The following is a 16238-nucleotide window of genomic DNA, read 5'->3' on the forward strand; positions in this document are numbered from 1 at the left end:
TTTTGTTATTGAACTTTATCAGTGGCTCCGAAAAATCACTACTCTTTTTTATTGCAATAATTGCTCCATTATTTATAGTAACAAAAATATTTTCTCGGATAACTGTTCGATCATAAAGATTATCGCCGGCAGATTTTTGATACCTTCGAATGCTTATCTAGTTCGTACAGTCTTATGAATTTTCGTCTTCAAGACATTTTCATATCCTCACTAACATGTTTCATCTCTAAAGAGTTTTTTTATTAGTAAGTAAAGCCCATTTTTCGTCTTACTTCTCGAGTGTTGTTTTCGTTTGTTAATTTTTCTAATAGACAAAAGGCTACATCTAAAGCTGTTTCAGGTGAAGAAGAGGTAATGATGTTTCGATCTTCTACGATCCTTTCATTATGTTTTACTTGAACACCCATTTCTCTCATTTGTTTTTGTCGCAAACTTTTTTCAAAATGATACGTAGTTCCAGAACGGTCTTTTAAAGCGCCACTTTTGGCAACCACCAGACCAGCGACACAAACACAGGCAATTGGTTTGTTCTGTCGATCAAATGTTCGAATCACATTTAAAAATTCTTCACTAAAAGCATCTTCATAGAAGTTTGTTTCTACAAATCCACCAGGAATCGCCAGAGCGTCAAATTCGTCCAACTCAATTTCATTTAATTGACACATTTGAATACAGGAATAACCTCACATACACTTTAGTACTGAATGTAACCCAACTGAAATTAGTTCTGTTGAATGATCCCCTTCATAAAGATTCCAGCCAAGACATCTGTAAAGACACTTGCCTCATATGATTCAATCCATCAGCTAAAAGTAACAATATTTTTTTCATCTATTTCCCTCCTATTCGTTTTATTTATGATAAGGTATAGCTATTACAATCTACAGACTCGTTTTAAAGCTTTTTACCCATTTACTTTATTAATTTACGAATCTAGATTATTTTACTTAATAATAGAAAGATGAAAAATGAATGGATGAAACAGATAAAAAAATACTGAATCTTTTAAAAGAGAATGCACGTATTCCTTATAGTGAAATTGCTCAAAAAGTGTCCCTTAGTCCTCCCGCTGTAAAAGAGCGGATTACGAAAATGGAAAATACAGGGATAATTGATAAATACACTATCCATATTAACCATAAAAAACTAGGAAAAAGCATCATAGCCTTTATCATGTTTGAAACAATCAATTGCAAAGCCTTTTGAGAATTTTGTTCAAAACATCCTATGGTACTTAAATATTACCGTATTGCTGGATACTATAGTTATCTTGTTAAAGTTGTCGCTGAAAATATGGAAATATTAGAAGACTTCGTTGATGAATCTATGCAATTTGGTACACCCTCTACACATATCGTATTTTCTTCTACTGTAACCGATTCAATTTAAAATAGTTGCTCAGTTTTTTCTGAGCAGCTATTTGTTAATTCACACTAAACGGTGGATGTTTCATTGCTTTTTCTGCAATTCTAATTAATAATTTTTGATTGTCGTCTGCAGCAATGCGATTTGTTTTTAACGTACCACACCCGCGACAACGGTGAATAATTGCCCATTCACCACTTGCTTTTGGCCAAATGCTGATTGGCTCCATTTTCCCTTTGCACAATGATGCACGGTCTCCGGGACGATTGTCCACATGAATACTTACCAAACAATGCGGGCAATGATTGCGATGGTGACTTCCGGCGCTTGCTGGATTCGTCGGCATGCCACATTCTTGGCAAACAAAGCTTTCTGTACAGGCTGTATGTTGATAATTATTTTTTAATTGTCGAGTAAATTTGCTAATATCTTTTAACCAAACTTCTTTTTCCCGTAGATAGGCCGTTTTGTCCTTCGTATATTTCGCTTCGGTATGAAGTTTTAGATAACTCTCCCATCGCTCTGGTGAGAGTTCTTCATTGCGTAAAGCTTCCTTGATGGCACAATTTGGTTCACTTTGATGGTGGCAATCTTTGAATTTGCATTTACCAAAATAGGCTTCTACATCCGCAAAGCTTTCTTCCAAGCCTTGGCTGACATCCCACATTCCGACTTCACGCATTCCCGGTGTGTCGATGAGCTTCGTCCCATTACCCAATTGAAATAACTGGCGATGACTGGTCGTATGACGTCCCCGACCGTCTTTTTCGCGAATTTCTTGCGTTTCCATCATTTCTTTTCCTGCTAAACGGTTAATCAATGTCGACTTGCCTACCCCAGAGGAACCGACGAGTACAACTGTTTTCTCCGGCTGCAAATACAGATCCAGTTCTGGCAGACCTTCCCCTGTTTGTGCACTGATGGTATGGACGTCTGTTCCTATTGCGATACTCTGAGCCGCTTTTAGTTGATCTAAACAATCGCTTGCTTGATCCATTTTTGTCAGTAACACAACGGGAACTGCCCCCGATTGCCAAGCTAGTGTTAAATAGCGCTCTAAGCGTCGCAAATTAAAATCATGATTCAATGATTGCAAGATAAAAACGTAATCAAAGTTCGCAGCAATCAGTTGTTCTTTTCCCTTAAAAGAATCTAAGCGTGATAAAACGGACGTTCGAGGCAAAGTTCGCAAAATAATGCTATGATCTGCTCCTTGCCAATCAACGGCGACATAATCACCTGCGGTTGGATAGAGTTCTTGCTGATCATCATAACGACTCCGCTTAACTCTACCCAAGCCTTTCCCTTTGTCACTTTCAATCTCAAATAAATCTTTATAAACTGCTGTGATTTGTGCGATTGTTTCAGCTGGAGGATTTCCGATATTTTTTGTCTTCATAAAGTATTTTTTCTCCTATTGTCATATTCTTTCTTCTATTTTTCCGCAGAAAAGTGTTTATTTCCGATAGCATACACCAAGCTCCTTTTTCTTTTTTATTGAGAGATATCTGCCGCGAAAATAACTTCTTCACCTAAAAGAATATAGCGAACTCAAGGATTGAATTTCATCTTTCTGTAGATCAGAAATAGAATCCTACCTTCATCACGCGATCGCCAACTACTCCTCACAATTTGTCTATTGCTCCGGTATCCTTTAAACCACTCAGCAAAGGATTTGGACATACAAAAAAGGCGATAGTCATACTATCGCCTTGAGAATACACTCATCCCACTCATTCGACAGATATCACTTCTACAAGCACACCAAATAAAACAGGTTTATTCGGCTATTCAGCTTATTGATTAGATACCTGTGACACTCACAAAACATACTCCATTCGTTAATAGGTGTTTGATTTATTTTCACAATCAGTATAACAAAGTGCGGAAAGTAAAAGCAACGGCTATTCCGAAATTGCTATCCATATTTACAGCTAATTAAACACAAGCTCATCCATCATTCTCAAAATTTTTCTAGCAAAAGGATACAGGACCGACCCTCCACCGATGGTTGTCAGTTTGACTACTTCCAACACCTCAGCCCTTGTGACACCAGCCTTTTGACATTCTTCTAAATGATAAAGAATACACTCGTCGCATTTAGATAGAATTGAAATTGTTAAGCCAATCAATTCTTTTTGTCGTTTATCTAACACATTTTCTTGATAGGTCTCATTATCCAATGAACCTAACTTCTTAAAAAAATCATCCCCTTGCGCCAGTCGTTCATTGTCTCCTTTTCTTTCGCTGCTTTTTTCCAATCTTTTCCCTTGCTCTTCTTTTTAGCTTTTTAATCATTCAGAGATTTTTTACTAAACGAAAGACTTCTTAAAACTAGAAACAGCAGTCAAAAGAGCGACTGCTGTTTCTAGTTTTAAACTGTCGTCAGTTCAATCAAATTTCCTTCTGGATCTTGAATCACTGCTTCGTAATACCCATCGCCCGTTGTTCTAGGGCCGTTCAATAACGGAAATCCATCGGCTAAGAACTTCTCAACATACGAATCAACATCTGCTTTTGTTCCAACTGAAATCGCCATATGAGTATAACCCAAACTTTCTACCACGCGATTCGACAGATGTTGTTTCGTCGTTAACTCTAGGCGGCTCCCTGAATCAAAGCTGACGAAATATGATTTAAAGCCCGTCTTCTTGTTATGATAAAGTTCGGTACTGCTGACATTAAAATATTTTTCATAAAACTCTCTCATTTTTTCTAAATCCTTCGTCCAAATTGCTACATGCTCGATATGCATTCTCTTATTTCCTTTCCTAAATCAAAGTTTTCTGTTGTATTTTATCTTCTGATAATTAATGGTTCCTTAGCTTTATGAATCATTTCTTGCTCAGATAGAATATAATCCACCACCTCTGATCCAATGTCCTCTGCAAGAAAATCAATTGTAGTAAAATTTAATAACTGACTATATGGTAAATTTCCCTCACCAATAATATGATAATCCTGCTTGTGAATGAAGCCTATGTCTTGGAGACCATGAATAATCCCTGCTGCTGTATCATCTGCACTCGCATAAATCACCTCGGGAATCGTCATTTTTTTATAAGTTTCTTTTGCCCAATAATAACCGCTATCGAACCCTTCAATTCCTATAAAGAAATTTTCACCAGTTATTACCTTACCAAAGTACTTTTGATAGCACTCTGCCTTATCTTTAGCACTAATGCTCTCAGAAAGTGCCCGTTTATTAGTGAAGACCACCTTAGAAAATCCCTTCTGAGCAAGTTCTTTAAACAATCGATTGTAAACCATAGTACGGTCTGGATAAATCATAGGAATTTTTGGATCATCAACCTTTTCAGTAGAAATAATTCGGCCTCTAGAGTTGAGCTTGTCCCAATTTTTTAAATTTTTCGCTCGAGAAACCAATACTAATCCATCAATCATTCGTTTCTCTAATAGTGAGTAATACTCCTCTTCTGCTTTTTCATCATAATAAGTCGGTAGAAGTAAAACCTGATACCCCTTTTCTCTTGCGTGAAACAGCAGGCTATTTACTAATCTATCGTAACAAGAGCTGTTATAAGGCAAGGTAACACCAAGTGTATAATTTTTGCCATTACTCAATTTTACTGCATTGCCATTAACCACATACCCTGTATCCTCAATCACGGATTGTACCTTCTTTCGGATATCTTCTGAAACGTATGGATGCTTGTTAACTACCCGGGAAACCGTTGACTTAGAGACACCTGTAATTTTTGCAATGTCGCGGATATTTACCATTGGGACTTCCTCCTAAAGACAGTTTACACTACCAATGTAACCTATGGGACGCGTCCCATGTCAATAAACTATTTTATCATGGTCAGTTCATCTTTCTCCTCTTTTTTTGCCAAAAATGAACCAGGCAGCTAGAACAATTATCAGATAAAAACAACTAAACAAATCTTTTTTAAGTTTTATTTTCTTTCTCCATATTTTCATCAAAGAAATTAAAATAACCCTGTGTTAAATAAATCTAAAATATCCAGCCTTCTTTAGGTGCTTTTACTAATCATCGTTCACAATTTTAGATAACAAATATTTATCTATATTAAATCTATTTAGTTCATTCACCCCTATAAAAACAATGTCTATTGATGCAACGAAGATTATTCGAGAACAGTTCTCATTCTCATTTGTCTGATTAATCACAAAGATGCTGATATTTTTGATATACTTATTTTATATAGAATAATTTTTTCAAATAAAATTATGATGAGTAGTCAGAAAATTTGATTTAACATTAGGAAGGAGGAGGCATAGATTTATGAGTACAGAAGCAGTATTTGAATTTATTGAAACTGAAAGCCAGTATCAAGAGTTTCAAGCTTGTATCAAGGAGTTAAAAGGCCAACGAGGCGCGCAAATGCCCGCTTTACAAGAGGCACAGAGAATCTACGGCTATTTACCAATCGAAGTTTTGAAAAGGCTTTCTAGAGAACTGGAACTTCCCATGGAGGAACTATACAGTACAGCAACCTTCTACGCGCAGTTCACTTTCGTCCCTAAAGGAGAACATACGATTAGTGTTTGTATGGGAACTGCTTGCTATGTAAAAGGTGCAGGAGATATTTTAGATTCGTTTTCAACGGAACTAAATATCGAACCAGGTGAAACAACAATCGATCGTAAATTCACCTTGGAATCATGCCGTTGTATTGGCGCCTGTGGCTTAGCACCTGTCTTAACTGTAAATGAAGAAGTTTATGGTCGCCTATCTAAGAAAAAAGCTGACAAAGTATTGTTAACATATCAAAAAAAAGAATAACTGGTTGTTGCTCCTTTACTTTTCAAAAGGTGTATAAAAATCTTTTGGAAAGAACGTTGTCGTTGAATAAAGCCTCAAGAGTCAGGAGTAAAAAATATGAGAGATTGGAATGAATTAAAGGAACTTCGAGATACATATCGTCAAACCGTAACAATGCGTTTGGACGATGAAGGTCTCAATGAAAATCAGTACGAAAAGGAAATATTAGTTTGTGCCGGTACAGGATGTATTTCTTCTAAAAGTGGTGAGTTTGTTGAAGCTTTAAAAGAAGAATTGGCTAAACATGAGTTAACAGAAAAAATAAATATCGTAAAAACTGGCTGTTTTGGGTTATGCGCTCAAGGACCAATTGTCATCATTTATCCAGAGGCCGTCTTCTATCACCAAGTACAGCCAAAGCATGCAAAAAAGATTGTTTCAGATCATTTAGTTAAAGGAAAACTAGTTGAAAAACTTTTGTACCACGATAACGAGACGAAAGAAATTATCAATAAATTGATGGATACACCTTTTTATCATAAACAAAAGCGTGTTGCCCTGCGAAATTGTGGGCGGATCAATCCTGAAAAGATCGAAGAATACATTGCTTTCGATGGCTATCAAGCCTTAGCAAAAGTAGTCAACGAGTATTCACGAGATGATGTGTTGAATACCTTAGAGACCTCAGGGTTAAGAGGACGCGGCGGCGCTGGTTTTCCTACCTTTATGAAGTGGTCATTTGCTAAAGCTAGCCAATCCGATCAAAAGTATGTTATCTGTAATGCTGATGAAGGAGATCCTGGTGCGTTTATGGATCGATCAGTTTTGGAAGGAGATCCTCATGCTGTTATCGAAGCAATGGCTATCGCAGGATATACGATTGGAGCAAACCAAGGATATATTTATGTGCGAGCAGAATACCCGATTGCTGTTAATCGATTACGAATCGCAATCAAACAAGCTCGCGAAGAAGGTGTTCTAGGAAAAAATATCTTTGGCAGTAATTTTTCCTTTGATTTAGACCTGCGTTTAGGCGCGGGAGCATTTGTTTGTGGCGAAGAAACTGCACTACTAGAAAGTATCGAAGGACATCGTGGTGAACCACGTCCTCGGCCTCCATTCCCTGCTGTAAAAGGATTGTTTGGAAAGCCGACAATCGTAAACAACGTTGAAACCTTAGCCAACATTCCTCAAATTATCTTGAGAGGTCCTGAATGGTTTGCTAGTTTTGGAACGGAAAAATCGAAAGGAACAAAGGTTTTCGCTTTAGGAGGAAAAATTCAAAATACTGGCTTGGTTGAAATTCCAATGGGAACGACTTTGCGAGAAATTGTTGAAGATATTGGCGGAGGTATACCTGAAGGCAAGAAATTTAAAGCCGCTCAAACAGGTGGTCCTTCAGGTGGCTGTATCCCACAAGAGCATTACGATGTTCCGATTGATTATGAAAATTTAAAGAAAATTGGCTCAATGATGGGGTCTGGTGGTCTAATTGTTATGGACGAGGATAACTGTATGGTGGACATTGCTAAGTTCTTCCTTGAGTTCACCGTTGAAGAAAGTTGCGGAAAATGTGTACCTTGTCGTGTGGGGACGAAACGTCTTTTAGAAATTTTAGAAAAAATTACTATGGGAAAAGCAACTCTAGCAGACTTGGATCGAATGGAAGAACTTTGTCACCACATACAAGAAAATTCCCTTTGTGGACTTGGTCAAACCGCTCCAAATCCTGTACTTTCGACCTTCCGATATTTCAAGGATGAGTACTTGGCCCATGTTGAAGAGCGTCGATGTCCTTCTGGCGTATGTAAGAACTTGATTCAATATCGAATTTTGCCTGATAAATGTACAGGCTGTCGAGCATGTGCTAAAGGTTGTCCAGTTAGTGCGATCAGTGGTGAAGTGATACAAGTCCATGAAATCGATCAGTCGATCTGTACGAAATGTGGCTTATGTATTGATACTTGTCGCTATGATGCGATCACGGTCATATAGGAGGTGGAGCAAATGAAAGAAGTTATGATAACAATCAACGGAAAAATTTGTACTGCTCCTGAAGGATCGACGATTCTTGAAGCAGCTCGAATCAACAACATTGAAATCCCTACTTTGTGCTTTTTAAAAGAAATTAACGAAATTGGCGCTTGCCGTATGTGTGTTGTGGAAGTTAAAGGTGCTCGCAGTTTAGTGACTGCTTGTGTTTATCCAATTAGTGAAGGAATGGAAATCAATACCAATTCTAAGAAAGTTTTCGATTCACGCAGAGTCACACTGGAATTGATCTTATCCACACATGAACGAAAATGCCTTTCCTGCATCCGTAGCGGAAATTGTGAGTTACAGAAACTATGTAAAGAATTTAATGTGGCAGATGAGGATTATTTCAACGGAGAAAACTGTGAATACGAATTCGATGACAGTGCGGTGCACATGGTCCGTAATAATAATAAATGTATTTTATGTCGCAGATGTGTTGCCGCTTGTTCGAAATGGCAAGCTGTCGGCGTGATTGGACCAAACGACCGCGGATTCAATACGCATATTGGCAGTGCTTATGAACAGAACTTAGATGATGTCCCATGTATCTCTTGTGGCCAATGTATTGTTGTTTGCCCAACAGGAGCGATCCATGAAAAGGATCAAACACAGGAAGTTTGGGAAGCATTAGAAGATCCAACGAAGTATGTGATTGTACAAACAGCCCCTTCTATTCGAGTTACTCTTGGTGAAGCTTTCAATATGCCAATCGGTACTAATGTTGAAGGAAAAATGGTTGCTGCATTAAGACAAATCGGCTTTGATAAGGTTTTTGATACGAATGTCGCTGCAGATTTTACTATTATGGAAGAAGCCAATGAATTTTTAGAACGGGTTGGAAACGATGGACCTTTCCCAATGTTTACCTCTTGTTCGCCAGGTTGGGTTAAGTATTTAGAAGCCTATCATCCTGAATTGATTCCTAACCTGTCCACCTGCAAATCACCGCAGCAAATGTTTGGCGCATTATCGAAGACTTGGTATGCGGAAAAAGAAGGCATCGATCCAAAAGATATTTTTGTTGTCGGAATCATGCCATGTACGGCGAAGAAATTCGAAGTCACCCGTGAAGATCAAGCCGCAGCCGGATATTCTGACTGTGATGTGGCGTTGACGACTCGTGAATTAGCACGGATGATTGATAAAGCCGGGGTTCGTTTTGTGGAACTGGCAGACGAATCGTTCGATGATCCGTTCGGTGAAGCAACAGGAGCTGGCTATATCTTCGGTGCTACCGGTGGCGTTATGGAGGCAGCGTTAAGAACAGCTGCTGAAACTTTGGCTGGTCATTCACTGGAACAAGTGGAGTTCACAGAAGTTCGCGGGATGAAAGGAATCAAAGAAGCAACCTATGAAATGAGCGGAGCAACGATCAACGTGGCGGTCGCTTCCGGCATCAGCAATGCGAAGAAATTGCTAGAACGAATCGAATCTGGCGAAAAATTCTATCATTTTGTTGAAATCATGGGCTGTCCCGGCGGCTGTATCAACGGCGGCGGGCAACCTGTCCAACCTGCATCGGTTCGCAACTTTGTCGATTTAAAAACCAAACGGGCCGCGGCTTTGTACTCTGAAGATAAAGGCAAAGGCTTGCGGAAATCAAACGACAACCCACTTGTTCAAAAAATCTATCAGGAATTCTTAGAAAAACCTGGAAGCCTAAAAGCTCATCATATTCTCCATACAAGCTATCGTGATCGTACTAAAGTGAAGGCATAAAAATAGGACCCTAATCGTGAAATTCGATTAGGGTCCTATTTTTATGCTAACTGCTATGCTCTTTGACGATTTAATGCTTTTGACAATACAGGTACAACTAAAATTGATAGCCCTCCACCAATTAAGGCAGTAATTAACTGCGGAAATGAGAAGGCCCCTGAAACCATAGCTGCTTTGGGAGCAGGCATTTTAAGTAACACTGGAACGACGAACTGTACAATTGATAAGTATAAGACACCAAATTTTGCCACAGCTCCGATGATGGTCGCTACCACAAAATTGGCGACACTTTGTCTTTTGTTGAAGCCCGCAATGAAATGCCAGAGGGTTACTAATACAGCATTTCCAATCGCAACACAAAAAACAATTTGTGGGAATGCCGGTCCAATACCAAAGATAAAAGCAAAGAGCGGTGATAATAAAGCGATAGTAATGCCACTGGCCAAGCCTCCAGTAGTAACAGCCACAATCAAGATCAAATTGACCAATGAGCCTGTCACTAAGGTATTTCCTAACCCAGAAGTCACCGCTTGAACGACGATCAATAATGCTAATAATACCCCTGTTTGAGCAACCCATAATGCTTTTCGATTCATACTTTCGGAAAAGACTATTTGCAGAGTTTCACAAATAGCTTTCCTTCACTTCCCTTCTCATTTCGATTTGAATGACGATCATTTGAAGATGAGTAAACCATGAATAATTACTAGTTATTTCCTAATATAATAATTGTACCAGATTTAGGTATCTAAAAGAAAACCAAATTAAGCAGTCTTTTATTATTAATTTGCATGGAGTAAACTTGCTTCAAAAGTACAAAAAAGAATGAACAGCTTTATTCAGCTATTCATTCCTTCGTTTCTATATGATTTTAAATAGTTAGATGAATCAGCGTATCAAATCAATCCCCGGATTTTCCAAAACGGTAAAAACCTGTTCTTTCGTTGTCAACGGCACATCCCCATGGATCGTGTGAGCCAGTACCGCATTCATCGCAGCAAATTCAACTGTTTCTTGTAAACGCCATCTCTCCACATACCCCGTTAAAATTGCTGCAGCATAGGCATCACCAGCACCAATTCGATCTAAGATTGTTAATTCACGCTTTGGACTAACCGCATATTCTTCACGACTATAAAGAAACCCCTCTTGCTGTTTTTGTTTGTTTTCTGAGAATCTTCTAGTACCCGCAAACCACTCAATCTGATACTTATCCATGAATTGTATAATCAACTCATCTTCCGTGCCTATCATCTCTAACTGAAGTAAATCAGTCAAATCTCGCACACTCCCAAAAACAATATCACAATACGGCAGGATTTTTTCGTACTGTTCCCTCATAAAGGCAATTTTATCAGGCTCAGTGTTCAGACTCGGGCGGAAATTAAAATCGAAACAAACTTTTTTTCCAGCCTCAGCCGTTTTTTTCGCTAAAGTGTGCGCAGCATCACGTGTATCATCCGTCAAGCTTAATGAAATCCCGCAAATTTGGACCAGATCACTCTCCGCAATAACTTTCTCGAAATCATAGGCCTCATGATTGCTGACACCAAATGAACTATGGTGACGATTTTGATACGTCACTTGTGTTGGACGTGCGCCATACCCATTTTCGGCAAAATAGCTGCCAATATGATGATGAGCGAACCTTAATAAATCCGTCTTGATTCCGTATTTTGCTATTGCTGCTTTAGCCACCTGTCCCAGCCGATTATCTGGCAATACCGTCACCAACGAAGTCTCATAACCAAACTGAGCCAGATTCGCCATGATGTTGACACCGGTACCCGTGTAATCCATCCGTAAATCATTTGTTTGATCCAATAATAGGTATTCTGGCGGTGATAGCCGTAGCATTACTTCGCCAAAAGCAGCAAATCTCATAGCTGACTCCCCTCTTCTTATTCATCAGTAGATTTTCATTAAAAAAATGAATTCTTTTCACTTGCCATATATCACTCGATTTGATTTCTTAAAATTAGCAGCAGTTTTTTATAGGTATATTTCTTCTGCTACATCAACTGTAAAAAGTGAACGAACTTATTTCAACACTTTTTTACAGATTTCAAGCAATTTTTTAACGTCTTCAGGACGTGTATCGCCGGTTTCAGCATCAATAATCGAACTGTATACATGAGGGATGATTTTCTTCACGCCGGCATCTACTGCGATTTGAATGATTTCTTCAAAGTTGTCCAAATCAATCCCGCCAGTAGGTTCTAAGTAAAAATTATACTTGGCACAAGCCTCCGCCACTGCTTTAAATTCTTCCTTATGAGCAAGGCCTTTCATTGGGAAATACTTAATGGAGCTTCCACCCATATCCTGCAATAATTTGATTGCTGTTTCGATTGGGACAATTCCTTCTGCTCCCTGCGAACTCAACGGTCCTGTCGCGATATTTACGTAGCCGATTTTTCCTGTTGGTGAAACTAAGCCATTGATAACTGTTTCAGATTGGTCTAACAACGCTCTTGATGTACCAACACCCGTAAAGACTTGGTTTACATGCTGAGGCTGTAATTCTCCAGATATACGTGAAACCATTTGACTCTGATTTGGATCACCCGCTCCTAAGCCAACAGATAACGCATTGTTCGTCGCCTTTTGATAATTTTTCATATCTATAATTGCAGCTTCATCACTCTCATAATTTTTCGATAATACACCTAAGATAACATGTCCTTCAGCTGCTTCATAGCAGTCCTTGGCATTTTCCACTGAATTAGCCAAAACGTTCAAACAAATTCGATCTTCTAAATAATTTGGTTGTAGTGACATTTTCTTCTCCTTTTAATTCATGATCTCACGTAAACGTGCTGCGATCAAAGCCATTTCTTTTGCATCCACAGAACGGATATCAAATTCGATAACGCCATTATTGGCTTGATATTCTCTCGTATAAACAGCCGGCGATTCTTTTTTTAACTCGGCAATGACTTCTTTTGCTGTATGATTGCCTGAAACATGAACGTTTGCGCGGTAAATATCACGACCGGCACCATCTTGAACAACCTTAGCTGTTAAGCCGTCGATTTGATTGACTGATTCAATGAATGGTGCCAATCTTTTTTTCATCGAATCCCCTGATTCACTTCCGTTGTTTAAATAGTCCTCTATTGCCTGAGTAAAACCGAGAATATTGTCTTTACCGATCTTCATCGCTCTGCCGATTCCTTTGCCCTGTAAACGCACCCATTCGATTTTATTCTTTTTACCGATCACCAAACCAGCACTTGGTCCTTCGATCGCCTTTGCCCCAGAATAAATCACTAAATCAGCACCCGCCTTGTAATAGAAGGATAAATCTTCTTCCGCAGCGGCATCCACGATTAGAGGCAATTGATTTCTGTTCGCAACAGCCGCCGCTTCTTCTACAGTGAGCATACTTTTTTGAACCGTATGATGGCTTTTAACATATAAAATTGCTGCTGTATTTTCAGTGATCATCATTTCTAGATGCTCTGCTGAGCACATATTAGCATAGCCAGCCTCTACGACTTTCCCACCGCCTTGTTCCACCATTACTTCGACAGGAGTTCCATAGTCGACATTATGGCCTTTCGGTAAAATGATCTCTCGTTGTTTGATACGATCAGTATAGGGATGATAAGCATGATAGAAATCTCCTTTACCAATGACCGCGGCAACACTTTGTGCAATTCCTGCTGAAGCAGAGGAAACGATCTGTGCATCATCTACCTTTAAAAGCTGCGCAATATATGCCCCGGTTTTTTCACTTAAATCAGCCATTTCAAAAAAATGTTCGCCACCAAAACGCTGCGCTGCCAATACCGATTCTGATACTTTTGATACACCTAAAATTGTCATCCGACCAGAAGCATTAATCACTTCTTTTAACCCTAGCTTTTCAAAATTAATTGTCATATACTTGACCTCCAATGATGGTTTTCACAGGGATGATTTCCTGCTTTACTGTACAAGTATTCCCATTAGAATCTGTCACTTCTTTTTCAGAGTCCTTAAGGGTGAATATTGTAATATCCGCATCAAAACCAACAGCCAGTTTACCTTTTCCTTTTAAATAGAAATTTTTTGCTGGTGCTTCTGTGACCTGTTTGATGATTTCTTCCCAAGAATACCCTACTATGAAGAGCTTTTCCATCGTTGTTGCTAAATCATAGACTGGTCCATTTTGACGATTTCGGACATAAATATCTGAACTGATGGAGGAACTGATCATTCCTTCATTCAATGCCTGTTTTGCCACTTCAAAATTGAAACTATCCGTACCATGTCCAATGTCAAAAACAATTCCTTTTTTATATCCTTCCCATACAAAATCCTTTATTTTATGAGTTGTTCTATCTAATATTCCATTTTCCTTACCATTAAAACAGTGCGTCAATACATCACCTGAATCCATCAAATCCATTATTTCTGACAATTCAGGAGGAGCGGAGCCAACATGAACCATCAAGGGCAGTCCACCATATTCACTTTGAAATTCTTTAGCTAAACGTAAGGGTTCGATCCCACTTGAACCAATCACTGTTTTGCTCATCCGAGCTTTCAAACCTACGATAAACTCTGGATATTTTTCAATTGCATCTCTAACAGCATTATGTTGGACTTTAGTTAGATCAGCTAATTCATCTTGCTCGACAATCCCCCATTTAGAAATGTTCAGTAGCGCATACACATTAGTTTTCGCCTTTTTTACTAGTTCACAAAAATTGCCGATGTTTTCTGCTCCAGTTGTTCCCGCATCGATGACAGTCGTTACGCCTCTATTTACTCCGACCTCATCAGGGTAATCATAGTACAACGTCATTTTTTCATAGCAATGGACATGATCATCGATCCAGCCTGGTGAAAGGTACTGATCATCCGTTAAAGCAAGTTCATTTTGACTTTTATTTGTGATTTTATCAGCTATTTCTACTATTTTTTCATCAGAAATCCCTAAATCAAATTTCTGTCCGTCAATTGTTTTGGCATTCCGCACAACTAAATCCAACATTTTCGTTCCTACTTTTCTGTGAATTTGAATTTTGACCATGGATGAATAAATGATAAAAGAATCTTTTCATCCTCAATGATCTGCCCAACCTTATTCTTTCTTGAATCTTTATGGGCTTTTAGTACAACTTGCAACTCATTTTTATACTTACCAAATTCATCGTTTCCGATCACAATATCACCTGGCTGGAACTCAATTTCGTTGTCATGCGGTGGATTGGCTTCTTGTCCGTATTTTTTGCGGACAAAAGTCGAACGAACCATCTGATCTGTAATGTCTCCTCGGCGATAATGTTGTTCGTTTAAAACAATTTGTTTCTCTACATCAGTAATATCTGATACGAACTCAACGGCAAATTCAGTTTGATAGCGATCCACTTCTCCCATCGCTTTTAGCTCTTCTTCTGAAGCATAGGCATTTCCGATGATCACATCATCAATTAATTTGGTGGCGAATAAATGTTTTGTTGCTGTCTCAACCGACAAGTGGCGGTGCATCTCTAGAGTTGGCAAGCCATCATTGATATCCCAGGGGCCAATGGTACCTACTTGAGAAGAAACAAACGCTGCTGTTCGGAGCCCATAAGCTTTAAAGCGTTCACTGCATTTCACAAAGAAATCATAAGGTAGAGCCGTTCCCTCTTGAGGATAAAAATTGTGACAGCCATATAGAAATGGCGTATTGGCTTCATAGGTCAGAATATTGTCTAAGTATGCCACGTCATTACTCATGTTCAGTTCGATTGCCACACCAAATGGATTATAGGTCAGCATAGCTTCCTTATTTCCATCAAAGCCTAAATCCAAACGAATGCCGTCTGCACCTAACTCATGAAAGAAACTCATATCATCATAAGAAATTCCCAATTCTTCAAAAATATTTGGCGCCACGTCTAGAATCGTTTCATAACCTAAGTCTTTGGCAAAGAAAATCAATTCTTTAAATTTCTTTTTGACAACCTCTTTACCTTCAGTAACTTCTAGCATACTCATAAAGATACGGCCAAACCCATATTTATGCGCCAACTCAATATAAGCTTTATCTTGATCAATCTCACTGTGGTCTGGATAGACCGAAATTCCTAATACACGTTTCATACACTTTTTCCTCGTTCCATATCATCAAATTTTGAGCGGTATTTATAAGCAATCAATGATGCCGAACAAATCGTAACAGTCATCACCAAGAATGGAGCAATATTTAGTACGATACCCACCACGATCGCTAACGTAATGCCTGCCAAAGAGCCTAATAAAATATATCTAAGTTTCATTTCTTCGAATTTTTCTGGTAGTTTCCCCTTTTCCAAATAAATATGGCTCGCTAGAAAAAGAAGGATCAAATAAATTAAGTTCATTTCATTACCGAAGAGGACAGTCATTT

General features: G+C 38.7%; 17 protein-coding genes. 5 read left to right on the forward strand and 12 right to left on the reverse strand.

The features are described from left to right. Window positions 1-242: 242 nt before the first annotated feature. Complete coding sequence (locus RV13_RS17055; RefSeq protein ID WP_249024493.1) at window positions 243-641, reverse strand: DJ-1/PfpI family protein; 399 nt, start codon at window positions 639-641, stop codon at window positions 243-245. Window positions 642-972: 331 nt separating this feature from the next. On the opposite strand from RV13_RS17055, the gene RV13_RS21420 reads away from it, so the two are divergent. Continuing rightward, window positions 973-1206, forward strand: a complete 234-nt coding sequence (locus tag RV13_RS21420; RefSeq protein WP_010746123.1) for an Lrp/AsnC family transcriptional regulator — start codon at window positions 973-975, stop codon at window positions 1204-1206. Between the two features lie 21 nt (window positions 1207-1227). Beyond that, window positions 1228-1389, forward strand: a complete 162-nt coding sequence (locus RV13_RS21425; protein WP_231371767.1) for an Lrp/AsnC ligand binding domain-containing protein — start codon at window positions 1228-1230, stop codon at window positions 1387-1389. Window positions 1390-1423: 34 nt separating this feature from the next. Here the strand turns inward: RV13_RS21425 and rsgA are convergent, their stop codons facing one another. The 4 genes from rsgA to RV13_RS17080 form a co-directional block, all read right to left on the reverse strand. Next, window positions 1424-2764 carry a ribosome small subunit-dependent GTPase A gene (gene rsgA, locus RV13_RS17065; protein WP_010746122.1) on the reverse strand — a complete coding sequence of 447 codons (1341 nt, stop codon included), beginning with the start codon at window positions 2762-2764 and terminating at the stop codon, window positions 1424-1426. A gap of 535 nt (window positions 2765-3299) precedes the next feature. Then, a complete protein-coding gene (locus tag RV13_RS17070) occupies window positions 3300-3626 on the reverse strand; it encodes a carboxymuconolactone decarboxylase family protein (protein WP_010746121.1) in 327 nt (108 codons plus the stop codon). Window positions 3627-3739: 113 nt separating this feature from the next. Continuing rightward, entirely contained in the window at window positions 3740-4120 is a 381-nt protein-coding gene (locus tag RV13_RS17075; RefSeq protein ID WP_010746120.1) for a VOC family protein, read from the reverse strand. Between the two features lie 41 nt (window positions 4121-4161). Then, a complete protein-coding gene (locus RV13_RS17080) occupies window positions 4162-5109 on the reverse strand; it encodes a LacI family DNA-binding transcriptional regulator (protein WP_028021256.1) in 948 nt (315 codons plus the stop codon). Window positions 5110-5635: 526 nt separating this feature from the next. Here RV13_RS17080 and RV13_RS17085 point away from each other — a divergent pair. The 3 genes from RV13_RS17085 (at window position 5636) to RV13_RS17095 (ending at window position 9871) form a co-directional block, all read left to right on the forward strand. Then, the gene (locus RV13_RS17085) at window positions 5636-6136 is read left to right on the forward strand and encodes an NADH-quinone oxidoreductase subunit NuoE family protein (RefSeq protein WP_010746118.1); all 501 of its coding nucleotides are present in this window, start codon (window positions 5636-5638) and stop codon (window positions 6134-6136) included. A 96-nt stretch (window positions 6137-6232) separates the two neighbouring features. Next, entirely contained in the window at window positions 6233-8110 is a 1878-nt protein-coding gene (nuoF, locus tag RV13_RS17090; RefSeq protein ID WP_010746117.1) for an NADH-quinone oxidoreductase subunit NuoF, read from the forward strand. A gap of 12 nt (window positions 8111-8122) precedes the next feature. Then, a complete protein-coding gene (locus tag RV13_RS17095; RefSeq protein WP_010746116.1) occupies window positions 8123-9871 on the forward strand; it encodes an NADH-dependent [FeFe] hydrogenase, group A6 in 1749 nt (582 codons plus the stop codon). A gap of 53 nt (window positions 9872-9924) precedes the next feature. Here RV13_RS17095 and RV13_RS17100 read toward each other — a convergent pair whose 3' ends face one another. The 7 genes from RV13_RS17100 to RV13_RS17130 all read right to left on the reverse strand — a co-directional run bounded on the left by RV13_RS17100 (window position 9925) and on the right by RV13_RS17130 (window position 16236). Next, a complete protein-coding gene (locus tag RV13_RS17100; protein WP_010746115.1) occupies window positions 9925-10467 on the reverse strand; it encodes an ECF transporter S component in 543 nt (180 codons plus the stop codon). A gap of 292 nt (window positions 10468-10759) precedes the next feature. Beyond that, window positions 10760-11755, reverse strand: a complete 996-nt coding sequence (locus RV13_RS17105) for a sugar kinase (RefSeq protein ID WP_010746114.1) — start codon at window positions 11753-11755, stop codon at window positions 10760-10762. 156 nt (window positions 11756-11911) lie between these two features. Next, on the reverse strand, window positions 11912-12652 hold the full coding sequence (dagF, locus tag RV13_RS17110) for a 2-dehydro-3-deoxy-phosphogluconate aldolase (protein WP_010746113.1): 741 nt from the start codon (window positions 12650-12652) through the stop codon (window positions 11912-11914). A gap of 12 nt (window positions 12653-12664) precedes the next feature. Beyond that, a complete protein-coding gene (locus tag RV13_RS17115; RefSeq protein ID WP_010746112.1) occupies window positions 12665-13759 on the reverse strand; it encodes a DgaE family pyridoxal phosphate-dependent ammonia lyase in 1095 nt (364 codons plus the stop codon). Then, entirely contained in the window at window positions 13749-14855 is a 1107-nt protein-coding gene (locus RV13_RS17120) for an amidohydrolase/deacetylase family metallohydrolase (RefSeq protein ID WP_010746111.1), read from the reverse strand. Before RV13_RS17120 ends, RV13_RS17115 begins: the two co-directional genes overlap by 11 nt. Window positions 14856-14863: 8 nt before the next feature. Next, complete coding sequence (locus RV13_RS17125) at window positions 14864-15952, reverse strand: DUF871 domain-containing protein (protein ID WP_010746110.1); 1089 nt, start codon at window positions 15950-15952, stop codon at window positions 14864-14866. Next, window positions 15949-16236 carry a hypothetical protein gene (locus RV13_RS17130; RefSeq protein WP_010746109.1) on the reverse strand — a complete coding sequence of 96 codons (288 nt, stop codon included), beginning with the start codon at window positions 16234-16236 and terminating at the stop codon, window positions 15949-15951. The genes RV13_RS17125 and RV13_RS17130 overlap by 4 nt, the downstream gene beginning before the upstream one ends. Between the last annotated feature and the right edge of the window lie 2 nt (window positions 16237-16238).

It is taken from the genome of Enterococcus raffinosus (assembly GCF_001886185.1).
Taxonomy (GTDB): domain Bacteria; phylum Bacillota; class Bacilli; order Lactobacillales; family Enterococcaceae; genus Enterococcus_A; species Enterococcus_A raffinosus.

Coding starts and splice junctions, on each gene's coding strand:
- RV13_RS21420 (WP_010746123.1), top strand. CDS start 973: ATGGATGAAACAGATAAAAAAATACTGAATCTTTTAAAAGAGAATGCA.
- RV13_RS21425 (WP_231371767.1), top strand. CDS start 1,228: ATGGTACTTAAATATTACCGTATTGCTGGATACTATAGTTATCTTGTT.
- rsgA (WP_010746122.1), bottom strand. CDS start 2,764: ATGAAGACAAAAAATATCGGAAATCCTCCAGCTGAAACAATCGCACAA.
- RV13_RS17075 (WP_010746120.1), bottom strand. CDS start 4,120: ATGCATATCGAGCATGTAGCAATTTGGACGAAGGATTTAGAAAAAATG.
- RV13_RS17080 (WP_028021256.1), bottom strand. CDS start 5,109: ATGGTAAATATCCGCGACATTGCAAAAATTACAGGTGTCTCTAAGTCA.
- RV13_RS17085 (WP_010746118.1), top strand. CDS start 5,636: ATGAGTACAGAAGCAGTATTTGAATTTATTGAAACTGAAAGCCAGTAT.
- nuoF (WP_010746117.1), top strand. CDS start 6,233: ATGAGAGATTGGAATGAATTAAAGGAACTTCGAGATACATATCGTCAA.
- RV13_RS17095 (WP_010746116.1), top strand. CDS start 8,123: ATGAAAGAAGTTATGATAACAATCAACGGAAAAATTTGTACTGCTCCT.
- RV13_RS17100 (WP_010746115.1), bottom strand. CDS start 10,467: ATGAATCGAAAAGCATTATGGGTTGCTCAAACAGGGGTATTATTAGCA.
- RV13_RS17105 (WP_010746114.1), bottom strand. CDS start 11,755: ATGAGATTTGCTGCTTTTGGCGAAGTAATGCTACGGCTATCACCGCCA.
- dagF (WP_010746113.1), bottom strand. CDS start 12,652: ATGTCACTACAACCAAATTATTTAGAAGATCGAATTTGTTTGAACGTT.
- RV13_RS17115 (WP_010746112.1), bottom strand. CDS start 13,759: ATGACAATTAATTTTGAAAAGCTAGGGTTAAAAGAAGTGATTAATGCT.
- RV13_RS17120 (WP_010746111.1), bottom strand. CDS start 14,855: ATGTTGGATTTAGTTGTGCGGAATGCCAAAACAATTGACGGACAGAAA.
- RV13_RS17125 (WP_010746110.1), bottom strand. CDS start 15,952: ATGAAACGTGTATTAGGAATTTCGGTCTATCCAGACCACAGTGAGATT.
- RV13_RS17130 (WP_010746109.1), bottom strand. CDS start 16,236: ATGACTGTCCTCTTCGGTAATGAAATGAACTTAATTTATTTGATCCTT.